Origin of the sequence: Mesorhizobium sp. (assembly GCF_004962245.1) — a bacterium.
In the GTDB taxonomy this organism is placed as follows: domain Bacteria; phylum Pseudomonadota; class Alphaproteobacteria; order Rhizobiales; family Rhizobiaceae; genus Mesorhizobium.
In genome coordinates, this window is record NZ_SUHQ01000009.1 from 52,220 (window position 1) to 69,593 (window position 17,374).

Here is a 17,374-nt window from a genome sequence, read left to right on the forward strand (position 1 = left end):
CCCCTCGGGAGGATTCTAGTCGACCGGGCAGGCGCCTTCTGACGGCTTGTCGGGCGCCCAGCATGACGCCTTGGCCTTGTCGATGAGGGCCTTGAGCGCCGCCGCCTGTTCCTCGAGCACGCCATGCACATCCTGGCCGCCGAGCACGATGCGCTCAAAACTGTCGACATAGACCTGGTTGAACTTGCCGCCGAGATCGCCAAGACCCATCGGCAGCAACGCCGGCAGCGCATCCGGCGCACCGGTCATAGTGGTGATCGTCGGGCCGAAGGCCTTCACCGAGGCCGGCATGTCGTCGGGCAGCTTGACGTCGACCACGGGGAAGAAGTTGGTGGCCTTGAGCGTCGCGATCTGCGTTTCCGGCTTAAGCATGTAGGCGACCAGCGCCTTGGCCTTGTCCATGTCCGGCGACGTCTTGGGGATGGCGACGCCGGCGACCACCGGCATGTAGCCGCGACCCGCCGGGCCGGCTGGCGCCGGGAAGGCGACGAACTCGTCGGGCTTCTGGTTGAACGCGTCGGCAAGTCGCGCCACGTGGTCGAACGCCACCCACACTTCGCCGGTCAGCAGTGGCTCCTGCATGAAGGCATAGTTGGTCGAATTCGGGTTGGTAAACTGCCACAATTCCTTGAACTTGTTCCACGCGGTCTCGGCCTCCGCCGAGCGGAACTTGGTCACCATCGAGCCGGTGTAGGATGGGTAGAGAAAACCTTCGAAGAAACGGTGCTTCAGCCCCTTCGGTCCGGCCGGAAAGCCGAATTTCGGCGAGCCGGTGTTTTCGGCGATGTTCTTCGACCATTCGATCAGCTGGTCATAGGTGATGGTGTTGAGATCGACGCCTGCCGGAAGATATTGCAGCGCCTGCTTGTTGGCCGCCATCAGGAAGGTGGCCTGCATCCACGGCAGGTATTTCTGTTCGCCCGTGCCGAGCGTGCCGAGCTTCTTATAGGCTTCGTTGAGCTTGACGCCGCCGACGTCGACGCCGGACAGATCGACAAGGTCGGCACCGACCGTGGAGAAGTCTCCGTGCAGGCCGCCGAGCACGCCGATGGTGCCGGAGCCGGCCTGCAGTTCGGCTTGGAGGCGGGTGAGCCAGGGCCCATCCTCGGCGACTTGGTAGTCGACCTGGCCGTTAAACGCCTTCAGCACCTCGCTGCGCATTTTCTGGGTCTCTTCCACAGGCCGCGCCTGCGTCGACCAGAACAGCACCTGGGCCTGCGCGCCGCCGATCGCGATCGACAGCGCGAGTGCGGCGCCGGCCAATGTCTTCAACGCATTCATCGTGGTCTTCCTCCCTGGTTGTGCGCCGCCCCGGCGTCAGTTTTTTCCTGTGGGTGTCTATCCTGTGGGTGCCGGGCCATGACTCGCCCGCGAAACCAATGTCGGCCGGATTAGCCGCGTCAGCGGCGCGGCGGACCTGTCGCCGATGACGGTCAGCAGCATCTCGCCGATCTCGCGCGCGCATTGGCGGATCGAGGCATCGAATGTGGTGAGGCCTGGCGGCGCATAGGCCGAGGCGGCGATGTTGTCGAAGCCGATGACGGAAAGGTCGCGAGGGATGGTCAGGCCGGCGCGGGCGGCCTCTTCCATCACGCTGAGCGCCAGTTCGTCGAACAGCGCGACGATGGCCGTCGGCCGCTCGGCACCATGCAGCAGCCGGTTAATGGCCTGGATGCGGGCGCCACGATCGAAGCGCGGTGCCATCGCCACATCGAGCCTGACCGACGGATCGCCTCGGCGGGCGATTGCTGCGGCGAGCCCGTCTTGTCGCAGATGCCGAAACGTCATCGGCTCGGCAATCGTCACCAGGCCGAAATGGCGGTGCCCGAGATCGTAGAGCATGTCGAAGGCTTCGCCGAAGGCGTGTGCGCCATCGGTGTCGAGCCAGTTGTAGGCAAAGTCGATGTCGAGCAGCCGGCCATGGGCGACGAACGGGAAATTGCGTTGGCGCAGATAGGCGAGCCGTTCGTCGACCTCGGCGATGCGGGTGACGACGACGCCATCAGCGCGTCCGGATTCGACAACATGACGAAGCACGGAAAGTTCCGACTGGCCTTGCGCCACGGCGGCGAGAATCAAGTCGGTGCCATGCGAAACCAGCCCTTCGCCAAGCCCGGTGACGAATTCGCCGAGGAAGGAATCGACCAGATTGGGGCCGCGGATCGGCAGCACCATGCCGACAAAACCGCTGCGGCCGGAGACCAGCGTGCGGGCCGCCGTGTTGGGCACGTAGCCGGCCTGGCGCGCGGCTTCAGTGACGCGCTCACGTGTCTTCAAGGCGATCTGCTGATGGCCGGCAAGCGCCCGCGACACCGTGGTGATCGACAGGTCGAGCTGCGCTGCAAGTTCCTTGAGCGTAGTGACGCGAGCCGGCACTGTTCCTCCAGATCGAAGTGTTTGAAACGTTTGTAATGAGTTTTTGTCGGATTGCAAACGTTTTAAATCTCAAACCGAGTTAGCAAGATAGCGATGGCTCCAGAGCGGACTAAAGCCTGTTTTGCTCCCTTAGCGTGATTTGAACGATGCGACGCTTGACTCTGGCGATGCCTTGTGAAAAATTTTGCAACAACTGATAAAAATATCAAAGGGCGGAAATGGTTGGCTTCGGAAACGGCCTTCTGCGCGACGATGAAACCAGCATGGCTACACGTGCCGCCTGGCTTCATTATGCCGGCGGGTTGACCCAGTCGGAGGTCGCCAAGCGGCTGGGGCTGACCAGCCTCAAGGCGCATCGCCTCATCACCAAGGCCAATCAGGAGGGGCTGGTCAAAGTCTATATCGACGGCGAAGTGTCGGAGTGCGTGGCGCTCGAAGACGAGTTGTCCAGCCGCTACGGCCTCGATTACTGCGAGGTCGTTCCCGATTTTGACGGGGAAGACCTGCCGCTCAAGGCGCTCGGCATCGCCGGCGCGCAATTTCTCAAACGCGAGATCGAACGTGGCGAGGACACGCTGATCGGCGTCGGTCATGGCCGCACGCTGGCCGCCTGCGTGGAATATCTGCCGCGCATATCGGCCGAAAAGACCCGCTTCGTCTCTCTGCTCGGTGGTCTGACGCGCAAGTTCTCGGCCAATCCCCACGACGTCATTCATCGCTTGGCCGAACGGACAGGCGCGGAAGCTTATGTGATGCCGGTGCCGATGTTCGCCAACACGGTCGAGGATCGAACCGTGCTGCTCGGGCAGAAAGGCATCAGCGAGGTCTTCGATCTCGGCAAGGCCGCCAACCTGCTCATTGCCGGTATCGGCACCGCCGAGCGCGAGGCGTCGCTGGTCGCCACCGGCATGATCGAGAAGGGCGAGATGGAGGAGATCCGCCGCAAGGGCGGCGTCGGCGAACTGCTCGGTCATTTCTTCGACGACGCTGGAAACGCGGTCGAGACGACCCTTTCCAACCGGGCGCTGGCGCTGGCGCGCGAAGACATCAGCAATCGCAGGATTGTTGCCGTTGCCGGCGGCAAGGTGAAGGTTCGTGCCATCAAATCGGTGTTGGAGGGCCGCTATCTCAAGGGCTTGGTCACCGACGAGCGGACGGCGCGATCACTCGTGGAGCAGACGCTGGTCGGGTAGCCGGCAACCATTCGATTGAAACTACCCTGTGGAGGAGAAGACAGATGAATGAGAAAGAGAAAGACCTGATCGATGCGTTCCTGCGCGGACAAGTCGATCGCCGTGGGCTGATCAAGGGCCTTGGCGCTATGGGCCTTGCCGCCGGCACGGCCGGTACGCTGCTCAATCTGGGACAGACCCGCGCGCTCGCGGCGGACTTCGACTGGCAGGCGCACAAGGGCAAGACCATCAAGCTCTTGCTCAACAAGCACCCTTATGCGGATGCGATGATCGCCAACCTCGAGAACTTCAAGAAGTTGACCGGTATGGAAGTCGTCTATGACGTGTTTCCAGAAGACGTCTATTTCGACAAGGTCACCGCTGCGCTATCGGCCAGCTCGCCCGAATATGATGCCTTCATGACCGGCGCCTACATGACCTGGACATACGGCCCAGCCGGCTGGATCACCGACCTCAACGAGTGGATCCAGGATCCGGCCAAGACCAACCCGAACTATGCCTGGGACGACTTCCTGCCCGGTGTCAGGAAGTCCTGCGCCTGGAACGGCCAGCCTGGCGGAGTGCTCGGCTCCGACGACGCCAAGCAGTGGTGCATTCCGTGGGGTTTCGAACAGAACAACATCACCTACAACAAGGGCATGTTCGACAAGGCTGGCGTCAGCGTTCCCGGCAATATGGACGAGATGGTCGCCGCGGCGGCCAAGCTCACCAAGGATGTCGGTGGCGGTGTTTACGGCATCGGCGTCCGCGGCTCGCGTTCCTGGGCGACGATCCATCCCGGCTTCCTCTCGGCTTACGCCAATTTTGATCAGAAGGACCTCAACGTCTCGGCCGACGGCAAATTGTCGGCCGCGATGAACACCGCCGAATCCAAGGCCTTCCACAAGCAGTGGGTTCAGATGATCCAGGAGAGCGGCCCCAAGGACTGGTCGACCTACACCTGGTATCAGGTCGGCACCGATCTTGGCGCCGGCGCCTCGGCGATGATCTTCGACGCCGACATCCTCGGCTACTTCATGAATGGCGGCGACAACAAGATGGCCGGCAAGCTCGCCTTTTCCGCCTTCAAGGCCAATCCGGCGGCCAAGGCGCCGACGCCCAACATCTGGATCTGGTCGCTGTCCATGTCCAATTTCTCGAAGGACAAGGACGCCACCTGGTACTTCATGCAGTGGGCATCCGGGCCCGAGCATGCGCTGTTCGGCGCGACCAAGATGGACTTCGTCAATCCGGTCCGCCAGTCGGTCTGGAAGGACGAGATGTTCCGCGAGAAGCTCAACAAGAGCTATCCGGGCTATGTCGAGATGTTCGATGTCTCGGCGCCGGGCGCCAGCATCAAATTCACCCCGCAGCCGCTGTTCTTCGACCTGACCACCGAATGGGCTGCGACACTGCAGAAGATGGTGGCCAAGGAGGTGCCGGTCGACGAAGGCCTCGACAAGCTCGCCGCGAGCATAGACGGGCAGCTCAAGGAAGCTGGTCTCGGCTAAGCCCTAAGGTCTGGCTGGCCGCTTTTGCCGGCCAGCCAGACCTTCAACCTGTGCGAAGCGGCACCTGGAGCATGGGACCCAAAAGTGGGAACCGGTTTTGGGAAAATCCGATGTTCAAACACTGGCGGTGCCGCCACTCGCCCGACCGGCCGCCTTGCTCCCTGGGCGGCCGGCAGGGCGAAACAACTGAGATGACGGGTGAGCCACGATGACTGCAGCGACAATGCAAAGAAACAGGCCTTCCGGCTTCAGGATCAGCAAGCGGGTGCTGCCTTATGTACTCAGCCTGCCGGCCTTGCTCGTTTGTATCGGCATCCTGATCCCGTTCTTCACATCGGTCGTCTACTCGTTCCAGCGCTATCGGCTGAGCCAGCCCTGGGCGCGGCAGTTCAACTGGGGCGACAATTACATCTCCTTTTTCACCGACCCAAAGTTCTGGAACACGCTCGAAATATCGCTGCTCTATGCGGGCATCACCGTCCTGCTCGAACTGCTTCTCGGTCTCGGCATCGCCATGCTGCTGCAGAAGCGCTCGACGCTGAACAACTTCATATCGATCATGCTGTTGATGCCACTGATGACGGCGCCGGCGCTGGCAGCGCTGATGTGGAAGCTGATGACCAATCCCGGCTTCGGCGTGCTGAGCTATCTCGCCAGCCTGATCGGACTGCAGGATTTCCGCTGGGCTTCGTCTCCGTCGACGGCACTTTTCACGGTGGTCCTTGTCGACATCTGGGTCTACACGCCCTTCATCATGATCCTGCTGCTTGCCGGCCTGCGCAGCCTGCCGACGCAGCCCTTCGAGGCGGCAGCCCTTGACGGCGTGCCGAGGAGTTTCGTGTTCTTCCGCATCACCTTGCCGATGCTGACCCCCTATATCCTGACCGCGACGCTGTTCCGCCTGCTTGATTCCATCCAGCAGTTCGACATCATCTATGCCATGACCCAGGGCGGTCCGGGCGACACGCTGACCGTCTTCCAGGTCGAGGCCTACCTCAACTTCTTCCAGTCGACCAATGTCGGCCGCTCGGCGGCGCTGATGATCATCCTGTGGGCGATCACATACTTCCTCTCCAACATTTTCATCAAGAACTGGCTGCGCCTGCGTGAACGCGCCCGCGGCCAGGCATAGGAGGCTGAGATGGAACACACCTCCCTTCTCGAACGCATCCTGCGTGGCGTTGCACTGACGCTGGTCGTGATCTTCTTTATGTTTCCGATCGTCTGGATCTTCATGATGTCGTTCCAGACCAACGAGACCATCCTGCGGATTCCGCCGCAGCTTGTCTTCAAGCCGACGCTGGCCAACTACACCGCGCTCATCACTGGAAAGCTGACCACGGCAGCCGGCACGCTCGATATCGCCTTCATGCGCAACCTCTGGAATTCAGTGTTCCTGTCGGTCACCTCGGTCGCGGTCGCGCTGCTGCTCGGTGTTCCAGCGGCGTACGCCTTTGCACGGCACAAGTTTCGCGGCTCGGAGGACATCGCATTTACGCTGCTGTCGTTCAGGTTTGCGCCAGCGCTGCTGGTGCTCCTGCCGCTGACCCTCTATTTCCAGAAGCTTGGATTGTCCAACACCTATATCGGGCTGATCTGGGTCTATCAGCTGATCTGTCTGCCGCTGATCCTGTGGATCGTGCGGGGCTATTTCGAGGACATCCCGGCCGACATCGAATACGCCTATCGCATCGCCGGCCATTCCTGGTTCGCCACCTTCCGCAAGATCGCGCTGCCGCTCGCCGGCCCGGGCATTGCGGCTGCCGGCCTACTCGCCTTCATCTTCGCCTGGAACAATTTCGTCTTCGCGCTCGTGCTCGCCTCGGCCGACAAACAGCCGGTGACGGTCGGTGCACTGGCCTTCATCACCTCCTCCGGTATCCAGTACGGCCAGATCTCGGCAGCGATCGTGCTTTCGATCACACCGACGCTGGCGCTCGCCCTGTATGCGCAGCGCTATCTCGTCGAAGGCCTGTCTCTCGGCGCGGTAAAGGGATAGTTTTCATGGCCAGCCTCGAACTTCGAAATGTCGTCAAGCGCTACAAGAGCCAGACCGTTCTGGACAATCTGTCGCTGACCGTCGCCGATGGCGAAACCCTCGTTCTGTTCGGGCCGTCCGGCGCCGGCAAGACGGTGCTACTGCGTCTCGTCGCCGGCGTCATCGACCCCGATGAGGGAAATATACTCATCGGCGGCGAGGACATGACCGATGTCGATGCCGAGTTCCGCGGCGTCGGCATGGCGTTCCAGAATTTCGCGCTGTTTCCGCATATGACCGCCTTCGACAACATTGCGACACCGCTGGAAGCCAGCCGCTCGTCGCAAAGTGCGATAAAAGCCGGCGTCGAGAGCGTCGCCAAGTTGCTCAAGATCGGCCACGTGCTCAGCCACAAGCCACGTGCTTTGTCCAATGGCCAGAAACAGCGCACCGCGCTCGCCCGCGCTCTGGTCGGCTCGCCGCCGGTGCTCCTGCTCGACGATCCCTTGCGCAACGTTGATGCCAAACTGCGCTTCGAAATGCGCCTCGAACTGCCGAGGCTTCTGGCCGATCGCGGCGCGACTGTCGTCTATGTTACTCAGGACTACAAGGAGGCCATGGCACTTGGCGACCGCATCGCAGTGATGTCGCAAGGTGTCATCAAGCAGCTCGGTACGCCTGAGCAGATCTACCGCGAGCCGGCGAACATCGAGATCGCGCGGCTGTTCGGCGACCCGACCATCAACCTGCTCGACGTCAAGCCGTCGCGCGATGCCAAGGGCATCTATATCGGCCTGTCGAATGTCCAGGTCCATCTGGCGGGCAGCTACGAGACGGCGGTCGGCCGCGACTGCGTGATCGGTCTGCGGCCCGAAGCACTGGCCTTCGTCGATGAAGGCACGCCGGCCGCCATTCCGGTGACCGTCGAGGCGGAAACGCCGCTCAACGAAAAGATCGTTACGCTGGTGCGCACTGTGCGCGGCCGCGAAATCCTGGTCTCCCGGCCGGCCGGAACACCGGGTCAAACCGAGGGCAGGGCCTATATCGCCGTCGACGGCAAAAGCGCCCTGCTGTTCGATCGTGCAAGCGGCGACCGCATCGGCTCAAAGAACGTCGTCAATTTGCGCAGCGGAGAAGCGGCATGAGCCAGAGCGCACTCACCATTTCCGGCGTCGACAAGTTCTACGGCCCGATCGACCGGGGCGTGCACGCCGTCCAGAATCTGACTATGGAAATCGGCAGGGGCGAGATCGTCGCTCTTCTTGGGTCTTCCGGCTGCGGCAAGACCTCGACATTGCGTATGATCGCCGGGTTCGAGGAGGTCTCGCGCGGCACCATCTCGGTTACGGGCCGCAAGGTGCACACGCTGCCGCCGGTCAAGCGCAATGTGGCGATGGCGTTCGAGGGTTATTCGCTTTATCCGCCACTGACCGTGCGCGAGAACATGGCGTTCGCGCTGAAGGCGGCCAAGCTCCCGAGGAGCGAGGTCGACGCGAAGGTTGCCAGCATCGCCAAGCTGCTTGAGATCGAGGACATACTGGAGCGCTATCCGAGCTCCATCTCCGGCGGCCAGCAGCAGCGCGCCAGCCTCGGCCGGGCGCTGATCCGCGAGGCCGATCTGCATTTGCTGGACGAACCGATGGGCCAGCTCGAGCCGCAGCTTCGTGCTGTGCTGCGCGGTCGCATCAAGCACTTCATCAAGGAGCGCGGCCTGACGGCGATCCTGGTTACCCACGACCAGACCGAGGCAAATGCGCTTGCCGACCGGATTGCGGTGATGGAAGGCGGTGTGCTGCAGCAGTTCGATACATCAGACATGATCAAGCAGCGGCCGGCCAACCTGTTCACCGGCACCTTCGTCGGCGAGCCGCCGATGAATGTCTTCGAGGCCTATGTCGGCACGGCTGCCGACAAGATCAATCTGCGGCTGCCCGACGGACTTTCACTCGATTATGACAAGGACGCGTTCAGCGGCTTGGTTCGCGACGAACTACTCAAACGGGAGCGGGTCGTCATCGGCATCAGGCCCTATGCGGTCCGCCGCTCGAAGGACGGCGTGCCGGCCACAGTTTCGGCCAACCAGTGGCTCGGCGACCAGACGCATATAGCAGCGGATTTCGCCGGCGGCTCGCTCGTCCTTGTCGAACATGACCGGACCCGGCTGGAGCTTGGCGCGCCGATCAATATCAGCATCGATCCAAAAAACCTGCACGTTTTCGATCAGTCCAGCGGCATGGCCATTTCGCACGGCATGGAGCTCGCCTGATGCGGGATGTGCTGATCGGCATCGACGCCGGCACGTCTGTCATCAAGTCTGTCGCTTTCGACACGGCGGGCCGACAGCTCGCGGCCACGGCGGTGCCGAACCGGTATGAGACGTTGCCTGGCGGCGGCGCCGAGCAGGATCTGGCGCGCACCTGGGTCAATACCGCGACCACACTGCGCCAACTTGCCGACAAGGTGCCGGATCTCGCCAGCCGGACCATCGCGATCGCCGTGACCGGGCAGGGTGACGGCACTTGGCTGATCGACAAAGACGGTGAACCGGTCGCCAAAGGCTGGCTGTGGCTCGACGCGCGCGCTGCCGCGATCGTTGAGGAGATCCGCGCGCTGCCTGATGACCGGCTTCGCTTCGAAAAGACTGGCAGTGGGCTCGCCGCCTGCCAGCAGGGATCGCAACTTGCCTTCATGAAGCGTAACGCGCCTGACATGCTTGCTGGCGCAGCGACGGCATTCCATTGCAAGGACTGGCTCTATTTCAGGCTGACCGGCGAACGCGCCACCGACCCGTCCGAGGGCACCTTCACCTTCGGCGACTTCCGCACCCGTGGTTATTGCGACGATGTGCTTGAGGTGCTCGGCGTTGCTGACCTCAGGCATTTGCTGCCGCCGATCGTCGACGGTACCAGGCATAGCGCGGGCCTGTCGGCAGCGGCTGCCGAAGCGACCGGGCTGCTTTCCGGCACCCCGGTCGTGCTGGCCTATGTCGACGTGGTCTGCACCGCGCTCGGCGCCGGCCTGCTCGATCGCGAGCGCAAGCCCGGCTGCTCCATCATCGGCTCCACCGGCATGCATATGCGGCTTGCACAGACGCCGGACGAGGTGCTGCTCAACGAGGCGGCGACCGGCTACACGATGACGATGCCGGCGCCCGGCGTCTTTGCGCAGATGCAGTCGAACATGGCAGCGACGCTCAACATCGACTGGGTCCTTAGCCTGGCCTCCGGCATTCTCGCTTCGCAAGGCATCACCCGTACGAATGGCGAGATGATTTCGCTGGTCGATGAATGGATATCGTCATCGGAGCCAGCCTCGTTGCTTTATCAACCCTATGTGTCGGAGGCCGGCGAGCGGGGGCCGTTCGTCGATGCCAATGCCAGGGCTGGTTTCGTCGGCATTTCGTCGCGGCACGGCTATGCTGATATGGTCCGCGCTGTTTTCGAGGGGCTGGCCTTCGCGGCGCGCGATTGCTATGCCGCCATGGGCCCGTTGCCGAGCGAAATCCGGCTGACCGGCGGTGCGGCCAGAAGCCCGGCTCTGCGCAAGATCCTGGGTGCCGTCGTCGGCGCCGACATTCGCACCAGTGAACGCGAGGAGGCCGGTGCGGCAGGCGCCGCGATGATCGCTGCGGTCTGCGTCGGTCAATACAAATCGATGGACGCATGCGTCGGCGAATGGGTCACGCCGTTGCTTGGCGCGGCGGAACCGAGCGACCGAAAACTTGCCGCGATCTATGAGCGGACGGTTCCGTCCTACACATTGGCGCATGAGGCGCTGCGGCCGGTCTGGCGTTCGATGGCCGCATCCAAGGCAAACTGAGAAGTCGAGCATGCATAAGAAGATTGCAATCATTGGCGACCGCTTCATGCTTCCCGAGGTGTTTCGCGAGAAAATCGAGATGGCCTGCGGCGACAATCTCGACATCCGCACACTTGAGACCGCATGGCCCGACGAGCCGATGGAATTCGGCAATGCGGCGCTGGGCCTCGATAAGGTCAAGGAATATTTTGGCGATCCGGACGAGGTGGTCGATTTCATCGGCGACGCCGAGATCTTCGTCACCCAGCTTGCGCCGCTCTCCGAGACCATGATGCAGCGCATGCCCGCGCTCAAGCTGGTTGCGGTGTCGCGCGGCGGCCCGATCAACATCGACATGGCTGCCGCCAGAACCCATGGCATCACCGTGGTCAACGTGCCGGGCCGCAATGCGAGCGCCGTGGCCGAGTTCGCCATCGGCGCCATCCTCGCCGAGACGCGGCTGATCCGGGTCGGGCACGAAGCCCTGCGCAAGGGAGAATGGCGCGGTGATCTCTACCGGGCCGACCGCACCGGCCGCGAGCTCAACGAAATGACCGTCGGCGTCATCGGCTATGGCAACATCGGCACCAAAGTTGTCCGCTTGTTGCGCGCCTTCGGCTGCCGCATCCTGGTCACCGATCCCTACGTGCAACTGAGCGCCGACGACCGCAATGGCGGCGTCGAACTGGTCGCGCTGGACGAGCTTCTGTCCCGCTCCGACGTGATCACGCTTCATCCCCGGGTGACCGAGGAAACCCGCGGTATGATCGGCAAGGACACCATCGCGCAAATGAAACCGGGAGTGACCCTTGTCAACACCGCGCGCGGGCCGCTGGTCGACTACGACGCGCTTTACGATGCGCTCGTCTCGGGACATATCGGCAGCGCGATGCTGGAGACGTTCGCGGTCGAGCCGGTGCCTGCCGATTGGCCGCTGCTGCAGCTTCCGAACGTCACGCTGACACCCCATATCGCAGGCGCGTCAGTGCGCACGGTGACCTATGCGGCCGAGCAGGCAGCCGATGAGGTGCGCCGCTTCATAGCCGGGCTCCCGCCGGTCAATCCATGCTGAAGGTCGCGGCAGCCATGAAGCACAATCCAGGCACTGAGGACCCGGCGAGATGAGTGGCGCCGCCGAAATCGTCGATCTCTTCGTCATCGGCGGTGGCGTCAACGGCGCCGGCATCGCGCGCGACGCAGCCGGCCGTGGTCTTTCCGTCATCCTTTGCGAGAAGGACGATCTGGCCGAAGGCACCAGTTCGCGATCGGGAAAGCTCGTCCATGGTGGCCTGCGCTATCTCGAATATTACGAATTCCGGCTGGTGCGCGAGGCGCTGATCGAGCGTGAAGTGCTGCTCGAATCCGCGCCGCATATCATCTGGCCGATGCGCTTCGTGCTGCCGCACAGCCCTGACGACCGGCCTGCCTGGCTGGTCCGGCTCGGCCTGTTCCTCTACGATCATCTCGGCGGCCGCAAGCGGCTGCCGGCCACCCGCACGCTCAACCTGCGCACCGCGCCCGAAGGCGCGCCGATCAAGGACGCCTTCAAGCGCGGTTTCGAATATTCCGATTGCTGGGTCGACGATGCCCGTCTTGTCATCCTCAATGCGCTCGACGCCGCGGAGCGCGGTGCCAAGGTCTTCACCCGGACCGCCTGCACTGCCGCCCGCCGCGAAAACGACCTGTGGTCGGTGGAGATGCGCGACGGCCGAACCGGCGTCAGGACCACGGTTCGGGCGCGAGCGCTGATCAATGCTGCCGGTCCCTGGGTCAACGACATCATCAATCGGGTGGCCGGCCAGAATTCCAAGCGGAACGTCCGCCTGGTCAAGGGCAGCCACATCGTCGTGCCTAAATTCTGGGAAGGGCGGCAGGCCTATCTCATCCAGAACAGCGACAAGCGCGTGATCTTCATCAACCCCTACCAGAACGATCTGGCCCTCATCGGCACCACCGACATTCCCTATGGCGGGCGGCCGGAAGACGTAGCGGCCGATACCAGCGAGATCGATTACCTGATCAAGGTCGTCAACCGCTACTTCAAGCGCGAACTTGCCCGCAGCGATGTCGTCTACTCGTTTTCCGGCGTCAGGCCGCTCTATGATGACAACGCCGACAATCCGAGCGCGGTGACCCGCGACTACATTTTCGAACTCGACGCATCGGCCGGGCAGGCGCCGCTGCTCTCCGTCTTCGGCGGCAAGATCACCACCTTTCGCAAGCTGGCCGAGCACGCGCTCGACCAGGTCGCCCCGTTCTTTCCGAAAATGGGCAAGCCATGGACATCGAAAGGGTATTTGCCGGGTGGCGATATCGCCAACGCTGACTTCGAACAGTTTCTCGGCGACCTCGGCCGCGAATATCCCTGGATGCCGACGCCTCTGCTCAAGCACTATGGGCGTCTCTACGGCACAAGGACGCGCGTTCTGGTCGGCGCGGCCACGGCGCTTGCCGATCTGGGGCGGTGCTTCGGCAAGGATTTTTTCGAACGCGAAGCCAATTATTTGTTCGAGCACGAATGGGCGCTGACATCAGCCGATATTCTCGAACGGCGCACCAAGCATGGCCTGCATCTGGCCGCCGCGGAAAGAGCCAGTTTCGAGGACTGGTGCTCGGCTCGACTGGCAAAGGCAGGTTGATGACTTTCACGCTTTCCCTCAACACCAACCCGCTGGTCAACCGTTTCGCCGAACCGAACGATCTGATCGATGCGATCGCCTACGACATCGGCATCCGGGACGTGCAGCTCACGCATGAATTCGTCAATCCCGGCTGGCCGGCGGCGACGATCTCGAAATTCATTCGACTGTTCCGCACGGCACTCGACCGCACCGGCGTGCGCGTGACATCCGGAATGACCGGCCCCTACGGGCGGCTCAACCATTTTGGCCATCCGGACGCCGACGTGCGCCGCTACTATGTCGACTGGTTCAAGACCTTCGCCGACATTTCGGCCGAGCTCGGCGCCAGCGGCATGGGCACCCAGTTCGCGATCTTGACGCACAGGGATTTTGACGATCCGGAGCGTCGCGCGCGGCTTTTTGATATCGCGCTGGAATGCTGGGGGGAGGTCGCCGAGCACGCCAAGGCGGCCGGTTTGAGCTACCTGTTCTGGGAACCGATGTCGGTCGGGCGCGAATTCGGCCACACGATCGAGAGCTGCCGGGTCCTGCAGAACGAGATCGACGCGGCCGGCATGGCCATTCCCATGAAGATGATGGTCGACATCGACCATGGCGACGTAACCTCGATCAATCCGGACGACATCGACCCCTATGCCTGGGCCGAAGCCTTTCCCGGCGTGTCACCGATCATCCACATCAAGCAATCGTCGATGAACAAGGGCGGCCATTGGCCGTTCATCGCCGCCTACAACAAGGACGGCCGCATCACGCCAGAGAAATTCCTGGAGACGGTTCGCCGTGGCGGCGGCATCGACAACGAGATCTGCCTCGAACTGTCGTTTCGCGAGCGCGAACCGGTCGACCACCAGGTCGTCGCGATGATCCGCGAGTCGGTCGACTACTGGGCGCCGTTTATCGAGACCGGTAGGGCGGCACTCTTGCCACGAGCCGGATAGATGAGCAGGAGCCGATGCGGCTCCTGCTCGGAACCAGAATACGTCAGCCGAATTTCGGGTCGAGACTGCCCGATTTGTAGCGCTTGGCCATTTCGGAGACCGGCAGCGGCTTGATCCTCGGAGCGTTGCCGGCGGTGCCGAACTGCTCGAAGCGTTCCTTGCACAGCTTCCTCATGGCGGCCATGGCCGGTGTCAGGTATTTGCGTGGGTCGAATTCGCTCGGGTTCTCGGTCAGCACCTTGCGGATCGCGCCGGTCAACGCCATGCGGTTGTCGGTGTCGATGTTGATCTTGCGCACGCCGTGCTTGATGCCGCGCTGGATCTCCTCGACCGGCACGCCCCATGTCGGCTTCATCTGGCCGCCATATTTGTTGATGATCTCCTGCAACTCTTCCGGTACCGAGGACGAGCCGTGCATGACGAGGTGCATGTTCGGCAGGCGGCGGTGGATCTCCTCGATCACGTTCATAGCCAGCACCGCGCCGTCCGGCTTGCGCGAGAACTTGTAGGCGCCGTGGCTGGTGCCCATCGCGACGGCCAGCGCATCGACATGCGTGTCCTTGACGAACTGCACCGCCTGTTCCGGATCGGTCAACAACTGGTCGTGGCTGACGGTGCCCTCGACGCCGTGGCCGTCCTCCTGTTCGCCGCCGCCCATCTCGAGCGATCCAAGAACGCCGATCTCTCCTTCCACCGACACGCCACCCCAATGCGCCATGTCGACGACGCGGCGCGTGATTCCGGAATTATAATCGTAGTCGGCCGGCGACTTGCCGTCCTCCTTCAGCGACCCGTCCATCATCACCGAGGTGAAGCCGTACTGGATCGCGGTCACGCAGGTGGCTTCGTTGTTGCCGTGGTCGAGATGCATGCAGACGGGGATATCGGGATGGATTTCAACCAGCGCGTCGATCAGCTTGGCCAGCACGACGTCGTTGGCATAGGCGCGGGCGCCGCGGCTCGCCTGCAGGATGACAGGCGATTTGGTCTCCTCGGCAGCCTCCATGATAGCGAGGCCCTGTTCCATATTGTTCATGTTGAAGGCAGGCACGCCATAGCCGTGTTCGGCGGCATGGTCGAGCAATTGTCTCAATGTGATGCGAGCCACCCAATAGTCTCCCGTATCTGGTTTCAAGCCTGTGGTTGCGGGCTGTCCGCTCATCGTTCAGCCCGCTGACGCTTCTGGCCGGATTTCCAGCGAACCGCAACCTTTAGCCATGGCGCCGGGAGCAATTCTTGTTACAGGACGGCAATCAGAAGCGGATAATATCCCAATCAAATGCAACATTATCACAAGGAATTTGATTATCGTGCGATTTTCTCTGTTATAATGGCAGCAGTTCGCCCGCTTGCTCACGACGGAATCGGAGGCGGGCCAGAACTCGCGGAATTGGTTAGGCATGAAAAGCGACGGCCGGCGGCAAGGCATCATGGATTTTCTGATGGACACTGGCACGGCCAGTGTCGATGACCTTGCCTCGCGCTTCGGCGTGTCGAAGATGACCGTCCATCGCGACCTCGACGAGCTCGAGCAAAGCGGCTTCCTGCGCAAGGTGCGCGGCGGCGCCTCGATCCAGCCGAGCGGCCTTTTCGAGAGCGATTTCCGCTACCGTCAGAAACAGGCCGGCGAGGAGAAACAGCGCCTGGCGGCTGCCGCCGTGGCGATGATTGAACCGGGCCAGACGGTAATAATCGACGACGGCTCGACGGCGGGCGGCATTGCACGGCACCTCGCCGACCTGCGCCCGCTGACGGTGATCTCGAACAATCTGGCCGTCATCCAGGATCTGGCCGGCGTTGGGGGCATTACCCTGATCGCGCTCGGTGGCCAGTACAGCAAGAAATTCCACGGCTTCTTCGGCCTGCTTGCCGAGGACACGCTGAGATCGTTGCGCGCCGATGTGGCCTTCCTGTCGTCGTCTGCCATCCACGGCGTTTCCGCTTTCCACCAAGACCAGGAAGTGGTCCACACCAAGCGGTTGATGATGGCCGCGGCCGCCCGCAAATATCTGCTGGTCGATCATGGCAAGTTCGGCCGCACGGCCTTGCATTTCCTGACCGATCTCGAGGCGTTCGATACCGTCTTCACCGGTCGCGAACTGGAACCGCCCATGCGCGAGGCGCTCGATGGCGCCGGTGTTTCGCTAACAATAGTCGAGAAGGATTGAGGAGGACGCGTGGTTTACTGGGTCGGCACAAGTTGGAAAATGAACAAGACGCTTGCCGAGGCGATCGACTTCGCCAAGGCCCTGGCAGGGTTCGTCCCCGGTTTCGACGACCGCATCCAGCCCTTCGTCATCCCGCCTTTCACGGCGGTCCGCGAGGTCAAGAAAGCGTTGGCATCGACGCGGGTCAAGGTCGGTGCCCAGAACATGCATTGGGCCGACGCTGGAGCCTGGACCGGGGAGATTTCGCCCGTGATGCTGACGGATTGCGGACTCGATCTCGTCGAACTCGGCCATAGCGAACGACGCGAGCATTTCGGCGAGACCGACCAAGCGGTCGGCCTCAAGGCTGCTGCGGCGATAAAGCACGGGCTGGTGCCGCTCATCTGCGTCGGCGAGACATTGGCGCAACGCAACAGTGGCCAGGCCGATGCGGTGCTGGCCTTGCAGGTGCACGGCGCGCTGCAATATCTCGAAGGTGGAGCGAAGTCGGCGACGATCCTGTTTGCTTACGAACCGGTCTGGGCGATCGGCGACAAGGGCATTCCGGCAAGCTCGGACTATGCCGACCGGCAGCAGGCGCTGATCAAGAAAATCGCCGGCGACCTCCTGCCGGTCGTGCCGCCGGTGCTCTATGGCGGCAGCGTCAACCCGCAGAACGCCGCCGAACTGATTGGCCAGCCCCATGTCGACGGACTGTTCATCGGTCGTTCGGCCTGGCAGGCGGAAGGCTATATCGACATCCTCAAACGCGCTTCGGCGGCGATATGAATCAATCGAACAGGGAAAGGACA

15 protein-coding genes are annotated in these 17,374 nt (G+C 62.4%); 12 read left to right on the forward strand and 3 right to left on the reverse strand.

The annotated features are described in order from the left end of the window. Positions 1 to 15: 15 nt before the first annotated feature. Complete coding sequence (locus tag E5X88_RS11630) at positions 16 to 1,281, reverse strand: ABC transporter substrate-binding protein (protein ID WP_292161386.1); 1,266 nt, start codon at positions 1,279 to 1,281, stop codon at positions 16 to 18. A 57-nt stretch (positions 1,282 to 1,338) separates the two neighbouring features. Next, positions 1,339 to 2,376, reverse strand: coding sequence for a substrate-binding domain-containing protein (locus tag E5X88_RS11635; protein WP_292161387.1), 1,038 nt, complete (start codon positions 2,374 to 2,376; stop codon positions 1,339 to 1,341). Between the two features lie 218 nt (positions 2,377 to 2,594). Here E5X88_RS11635 and E5X88_RS11640 point away from each other — a divergent pair, with 218 nt between their 5' ends. From E5X88_RS11640 to E5X88_RS11685, 10 genes are all read left to right on the forward strand, one after another. Further along, positions 2,595 to 3,569, forward strand: coding sequence for a sugar-binding transcriptional regulator (locus E5X88_RS11640; protein WP_292161388.1), 975 nt, complete (start codon positions 2,595 to 2,597; stop codon positions 3,567 to 3,569). A gap of 44 nt (positions 3,570 to 3,613) precedes the next feature. Continuing rightward, complete coding sequence (locus E5X88_RS11645; RefSeq protein ID WP_292161389.1) at positions 3,614 to 5,059, forward strand: extracellular solute-binding protein; 1,446 nt, start codon at positions 3,614 to 3,616, stop codon at positions 5,057 to 5,059. Between the two features lie 208 nt (positions 5,060 to 5,267). Further along, the gene (locus tag E5X88_RS11650) at positions 5,268 to 6,191 is read left to right on the forward strand and encodes a carbohydrate ABC transporter permease (RefSeq protein ID WP_292161390.1); all 924 of its coding nucleotides are present in this window, start codon (positions 5,268 to 5,270) and stop codon (positions 6,189 to 6,191) included. Positions 6,192 to 6,200: 9 nt separating this feature from the next. Next, positions 6,201 to 7,058 (forward strand): carbohydrate ABC transporter permease, encoded by an 858-nt coding sequence (locus E5X88_RS11655; protein ID WP_292161391.1) that lies wholly within the window; start codon positions 6,201 to 6,203, stop codon positions 7,056 to 7,058. Positions 7,059 to 7,063: 5 nt separating this feature from the next. Beyond that, a complete protein-coding gene (locus E5X88_RS11660) occupies positions 7,064 to 8,182 on the forward strand; it encodes an ABC transporter ATP-binding protein (protein ID WP_292161392.1) in 1,119 nt (372 codons plus the stop codon). Beyond that, positions 8,179 to 9,303, forward strand: a complete 1,125-nt coding sequence (locus E5X88_RS11665; RefSeq protein WP_292161393.1) for an ABC transporter ATP-binding protein — start codon at positions 8,179 to 8,181, stop codon at positions 9,301 to 9,303. The genes E5X88_RS11660 and E5X88_RS11665 overlap by 4 nt, the downstream gene beginning before the upstream one ends. Further along, a complete protein-coding gene (locus E5X88_RS11670; RefSeq protein WP_292161394.1) occupies positions 9,303 to 10,856 on the forward strand; it encodes an FGGY-family carbohydrate kinase in 1,554 nt (517 codons plus the stop codon). Before E5X88_RS11665 ends, E5X88_RS11670 begins: the two co-directional genes overlap by 1 nt. A 10-nt stretch (positions 10,857 to 10,866) precedes the next feature. Beyond that, positions 10,867 to 11,907, forward strand: a complete 1,041-nt coding sequence (locus E5X88_RS11675) for a 2-hydroxyacid dehydrogenase (protein ID WP_292161395.1) — start codon at positions 10,867 to 10,869, stop codon at positions 11,905 to 11,907. Between the two features lie 49 nt (positions 11,908 to 11,956). Next, the gene (locus tag E5X88_RS11680) at positions 11,957 to 13,474 is read left to right on the forward strand and encodes a glycerol-3-phosphate dehydrogenase (protein WP_292161397.1); all 1,518 of its coding nucleotides are present in this window, start codon (positions 11,957 to 11,959) and stop codon (positions 13,472 to 13,474) included. Further along, positions 13,474 to 14,415: a TIM barrel protein gene (locus E5X88_RS11685; RefSeq protein WP_292161398.1), complete on the forward strand. Its 942-nt coding sequence runs from the start codon at positions 13,474 to 13,476 to the stop codon at positions 14,413 to 14,415. Before E5X88_RS11680 ends, E5X88_RS11685 begins: the two co-directional genes overlap by 1 nt. Before the next feature lie 43 nt (positions 14,416 to 14,458). Here E5X88_RS11685 and fba read toward each other — a convergent pair whose 3' ends face one another. Beyond that, positions 14,459 to 15,523, reverse strand: coding sequence for a class II fructose-bisphosphate aldolase (gene fba / locus E5X88_RS11690; RefSeq protein ID WP_292161399.1), 1,065 nt, complete (start codon positions 15,521 to 15,523; stop codon positions 14,459 to 14,461). Positions 15,524 to 15,815: 292 nt separating this feature from the next. On the opposite strand from fba, the gene E5X88_RS11695 reads away from it, so the two are divergent. Next, complete coding sequence (locus E5X88_RS11695; RefSeq protein WP_292161401.1) at positions 15,816 to 16,583, forward strand: DeoR/GlpR family DNA-binding transcription regulator; 768 nt, start codon at positions 15,816 to 15,818, stop codon at positions 16,581 to 16,583. A 9-nt stretch (positions 16,584 to 16,592) separates the two neighbouring features. Then, positions 16,593 to 17,351 (forward strand): triose-phosphate isomerase, encoded by a 759-nt coding sequence (locus tag E5X88_RS11700; RefSeq protein WP_292161403.1) that lies wholly within the window; start codon positions 16,593 to 16,595, stop codon positions 17,349 to 17,351. Positions 17,352 to 17,374 lie beyond the last annotated feature (23 nt).

Excerpts from the sequence above, each read along its gene's own strand:
- E5X88_RS11630 (WP_292161386.1), bottom strand. The coding sequence starts at position 1,281 with ATGAATGCGTTGAAGACATTGGCCGGCGCCGCACTCGCGCTGTCGATC.
- E5X88_RS11640 (WP_292161388.1), top strand. The coding sequence starts at position 2,595 with ATGGTTGGCTTCGGAAACGGCCTTCTGCGCGACGATGAAACCAGCATG.
- E5X88_RS11645 (WP_292161389.1), top strand. The coding sequence starts at position 3,614 with ATGAATGAGAAAGAGAAAGACCTGATCGATGCGTTCCTGCGCGGACAA.
- E5X88_RS11650 (WP_292161390.1), top strand. The coding sequence starts at position 5,268 with ATGACTGCAGCGACAATGCAAAGAAACAGGCCTTCCGGCTTCAGGATC.
- E5X88_RS11655 (WP_292161391.1), top strand. The coding sequence starts at position 6,201 with ATGGAACACACCTCCCTTCTCGAACGCATCCTGCGTGGCGTTGCACTG.
- E5X88_RS11660 (WP_292161392.1), top strand. The coding sequence starts at position 7,064 with ATGGCCAGCCTCGAACTTCGAAATGTCGTCAAGCGCTACAAGAGCCAG.
- E5X88_RS11665 (WP_292161393.1), top strand. The coding sequence starts at position 8,179 with ATGAGCCAGAGCGCACTCACCATTTCCGGCGTCGACAAGTTCTACGGC.
- E5X88_RS11670 (WP_292161394.1), top strand. The coding sequence starts at position 9,303 with ATGCGGGATGTGCTGATCGGCATCGACGCCGGCACGTCTGTCATCAAG.
- E5X88_RS11675 (WP_292161395.1), top strand. The coding sequence starts at position 10,867 with ATGCATAAGAAGATTGCAATCATTGGCGACCGCTTCATGCTTCCCGAG.
- E5X88_RS11680 (WP_292161397.1), top strand. The coding sequence starts at position 11,957 with ATGAGTGGCGCCGCCGAAATCGTCGATCTCTTCGTCATCGGCGGTGGC.
- E5X88_RS11685 (WP_292161398.1), top strand. The coding sequence starts at position 13,474 with ATGACTTTCACGCTTTCCCTCAACACCAACCCGCTGGTCAACCGTTTC.
- E5X88_RS11695 (WP_292161401.1), top strand. The coding sequence starts at position 15,816 with ATGAAAAGCGACGGCCGGCGGCAAGGCATCATGGATTTTCTGATGGAC.